Below are 3447 nucleotides of genomic sequence, written 5' to 3'. Positions count from 1 at the left end.
GTGCGGGATCGTGGGCTGCAGGCCGTAGAGGCAATCGTCCAGCGGCAGCAGGGTGTGTCGCCGAAAGGCGACGACGATCGCCTCCTCCTCCGGCGTCAGGACCGTCGAGCGCGGCGCCTTCGACTCCATGGCGGCATCGGCTGTCGTCTGCCGAGTTCGCCACTTCTGGATCGTCGTCGGGCCGACGCCGTAACGCTTGGCGACGGCTCTCACGCTCTCTTGACGTAGCTGTATGCGCGACGGACCGCCTCCGTCGTGCGGGCGCTGCCGTGCAGACTTTGGCCCCTAGCGAAGCCCTCGCAGCATGGTGGTCAACTGTACCACTACACCGCGGGATCAAACACCTAAACCTGCTGATCCAGCGCCGAGACGATGTCCTCCAAGGCGGTCTTCAGGCCCTCCTCCACTGTCGGGTGGTAGAAGGGCCGATCGAGGAGCGCTCGGGCCGTCAGCCCGTCCTCGATGGCGAGGGCGAGGAACTGGGCGAGGTGCTCGCAGGCCGGCCCGAGCATCTCGGCACCCTTCAGGCGGCCGTCGCGGTCGGCGTGCAGCCGGAGGGCGCCGGCATTCTCGCCCATGATCCGCGCCCGGCCCTGGTCGCCGAAATCCACCGTGCCGAGGATCAGGCCCTTATCCTCGGGATCGTAGGGCTCGCCGACGCTGGCCGCCTGCGGCTCGGTGAAGACCATGGCGAGGCGGGTCCAGCGCCGGGGCGCCTCGACGGTGGCCCGGCCGGAGGCGATGAGGCGGGCGGCATTGGCGCCGGCGATCCGCCCCTGCCGGGCGGCCTCGTGCAGCACCGGCCGGTCGGCATTGGCGTCGCCCGCGAGGAAGATCGGGCCGCCGGCGCAGAGCAGGCTGCGGGCATCGAAGTCCGGCAGGCCGTGGTCGTCGAGGTCGAGGCCCGCCTCCGCGAGCCCGAGATGCCGGACGTTCGGGGAGCGGCCTGCTGCCGCCAGTACCCGCGCGAAGCTGCCGGTCGCGCCGCGCCCGGCCGCGTCCGTCCAGGACAGGCGCACGCCGTCGCCCGTGCGGGCGCCCTCGGTGACCTCGCAGCCGAGATGGAGGGTGATCTCGGCGCCGAAGAGCCGGCGCGCCTCGCCCGCGAGGCCGGGATCGCGCAGGCCCGCGAGCGCCTCGCCCGGGTCGAACAGGGTGACGGCGACGCCGAGGCGCGCCATGGCCTGCGCCAGTTCGATGCCGACCGCGCCGCCGCCGAGCACCGCCAGCGAGTTCGGCAGGTCGGGGATCTCGAACACCGTGTCGCTGGTCAGCAGCCGGTCGCCGAGGTCGCGCAGGGGCTCGGGGACGGCCGGGCTCGACCCTGTGGCGACGATGGCGGCGCGGAAGCGCAGGGTGGTGTGGTCGTCCACCGCCAGGGTGTCGGGGGCGGTGAAGCGGGCCCGCCCGGCGATGCGCGCCTCGGCCGGCAGGGCGTCGACGCTCTCGAAGACGCCGGCGACGAAGCGGTCGCGCTCGCGCCGGACCCGCGCCATCACCCGGGGGCCGTCCACCCGCACCGGGCCGGCCTCGACGCCGAAGAGGGCGGCGTTACGGGCCGCGTGGGCGGCGTTGGCGGCGGTGATCAGCAGCTTCGAGGGCATGCAGCCGACGCGGGCGCAGGTGGTGCCGCCGGGCCCGGCCTCGATCAGCACGGCGTCGGCGCCGGCGTCGCGGGCGGCGTGGAGAGCGGCGAGGCCGGCGGTGCCGGCGCCGATCACGGCGATGTCACAGACTCTCTCGCGCATCGCGCCGGCTCTCGGGTTCGCGCCTCACGACCCCGACCATCGGAATCGCGGGCCAACCCCCGGCCGCGGCCAACGTTCCTGTCTGCGGCAACCCGCGTCAGTCGGGCTCGGCGAGCAGGCCCTCGACGAAGGCGGTCAGGCCGGTCCGGCGGGCCCGCTTCAGGCGCTCGGCGATGACGATGCCCTCCAGGGAGCGGAAGGCGTCGTCGAGGTCGTCGTTGACGATGACGTAGTCGTATTCGCTCCAGCGCTGGATCTCCATCCGGGCATTGGCGAGGCGCTTCTCGATGGTGTCCGGCGAATCCTCGGCCCGGCGCTCCAGGCGGTGGCGCAATTCGGCCAGCGAGGGCGGCAGGATGAACACCGTCACCACGTCCTCGGTGAGCTTGGCCCGCACCTGCCGGGTGCCCTGGTAGTCGATGTCGAAGATCATGTCCCGGCCGGCGCCGAGCACCTTCTCCACCGGGCGGCGCGGGGTGCCATAGAAGTTGCCGTGCACCTCGGCCCATTCGAGCAGGTTGTCGGCGCTGCGGAGCGCATCGAAGGCCTCGCGGTCGATGAACTGATAGTGCTTGCCGTCGATCTCGGAGGGGCGGCGCTGCCGGGTCGTCACCGAGATCGAGAGGTCGAGGCCCCATTTCGGATCGGCGGCCACGGCCCGCGTCAGGGTGGTCTTCCCGGCCCCCGAGGGCGAGGACAGGATGAGGATGAACCCGCGCCGCGCGATCGCCCCGGCCTCCATCGTCAAAGCGTCCCGCATCGCTGAAAAAACCTATTCGACGTTCTGAACCTGCTCCCGGAATTGCTCCACCACGGCCTTCAAGTCGAGTCCGATCCGCGACAGCGCGATGTCATTGGCCTTGGCGCACAGGGTATTGGCCTCGCGCCCGAGCTCCTGGGCCAGGAAATCGAGCTTGCGCCCGACGGCGCCGCCGGCGGCCAGCAGCTCGGCCGCGCTGGCGAGGTGGGCCTGGAGCCGGTCGAGCTCCTCGCGCACGTCGGCCTTGGCGGCGAGCAGCACCGCCTCCTGGTGCAGGCGGTCGGGGTCGAGGCCGCCGCCCTCGAGCAGCGTCGCGACGGCGGCGGCGAGGCGCGCCTTCACCGCCTCCGGCTTACGGGCCGGGCAGGCCTCGGCCGCGGCGGTGAGCCGGGCCATCTCGGCGAGCTGGCCCTCGATCACCCCGAGGAGCGCCCGGCCCTCGGCCCTTCGCGCCGCCACGAGGTCGGAGACGAGGCGGGCCACGCCCGCGGCGAGGTCGTGGGCCAGGGCCTCCGCGTCGGCGCCGGGCTCCTCGTCGGATTCGATCACGCCGCGGATGCCCAGAAGCCCGTCGAGGGTGGCGGGCGCCAGCCCCTCGGGCCGCGGCACCCGGGCGATGGCGGCGGCGAGCTGGCCGAGCAGCGCCTCGTTGATCCGGACCCGGGGCGCCGCCTCCGGCCGGGTGAGCGCCAGGGAGAGCTGGCACTGGCCGCGCGCCAGGCTCTTCTGCAGGGCGGTGCGGGCGACCTCGCCCACGGCGTCGTAGCCGTTGGGCACCCGCAGGCGCACGTCGAGCCCGCGCCCGTTCACGCTGCGGACCTCCCAGGCCCACTGCACCGGCCCGGTGGTGCCCGCGGCGCGGGCGAAGCCCGTCATGCTGGAAAGGATCATGGCTGTCTTCGCGTTCGTCCCGGTCCCTGGTGGGGAGGGGCTGGGGGT

General features: G+C 73.4%; 3 protein-coding genes and 1 pseudogene. All 4 read right to left on the bottom strand.

Annotated features, from left to right (window positions below; translation table 11 throughout):
* Nucleotides 1–275 (bottom strand): annotated as a pseudogene (locus tag AC3WLN_RS23800) (IS481 family transposase); the annotation flags it as partial.
* Between the two features lie 69 nt (nucleotides 276–344).
* Nucleotides 345–1748: a dihydrolipoyl dehydrogenase gene (locus tag AC3WLN_RS23795; RefSeq protein WP_492485420.1), complete on the bottom strand. Its 1404-nt coding sequence runs from the start codon at nucleotides 1746–1748 to the stop codon at nucleotides 345–347.
* Between the two features lie 97 nt (nucleotides 1749–1845).
* Nucleotides 1846–2508 carry a guanylate kinase gene (gene gmk, locus AC3WLN_RS23790; RefSeq protein ID WP_492485418.1) on the bottom strand — a complete coding sequence of 221 codons (663 nt, stop codon included), beginning with the start codon at nucleotides 2506–2508 and terminating at the stop codon, nucleotides 1846–1848.
* Nucleotides 2509–2520: 12 nt separating this feature from the next.
* Nucleotides 2521–3399, bottom strand: coding sequence for a YicC/YloC family endoribonuclease (locus AC3WLN_RS23785; RefSeq protein ID WP_492485416.1), 879 nt, complete (start codon nucleotides 3397–3399; stop codon nucleotides 2521–2523).
* Nucleotides 3400–3447 lie beyond the last annotated feature (48 nt).

It is taken from the genome of Methylobacterium sp. FW306-05-D (assembly GCF_058782155.1).
Note: the sequence above shows the minus strand (reverse complement) of the source record. Positions and strands in the feature narration are given on the sequence as shown.

What these genes read in the sequence shown, in the direction of transcription:
- AC3WLN_RS23795 (WP_492485420.1), bottom strand. Translation starts at nt 1,748, where the DNA reads ATGCGCGAGAGAGTCTGTGACATCGCCGTGATCGGCGCCGGCACCGCC.
- gmk (WP_492485418.1), bottom strand. Translation starts at nt 2,508, where the DNA reads ATGCGGGACGCTTTGACGATGGAGGCCGGGGCGATCGCGCGGCGCGGG.
- AC3WLN_RS23785 (WP_492485416.1), bottom strand. Translation starts at nt 3,399, where the DNA reads ATGATCCTTTCCAGCATGACGGGCTTCGCCCGCGCCGCGGGCACCACC.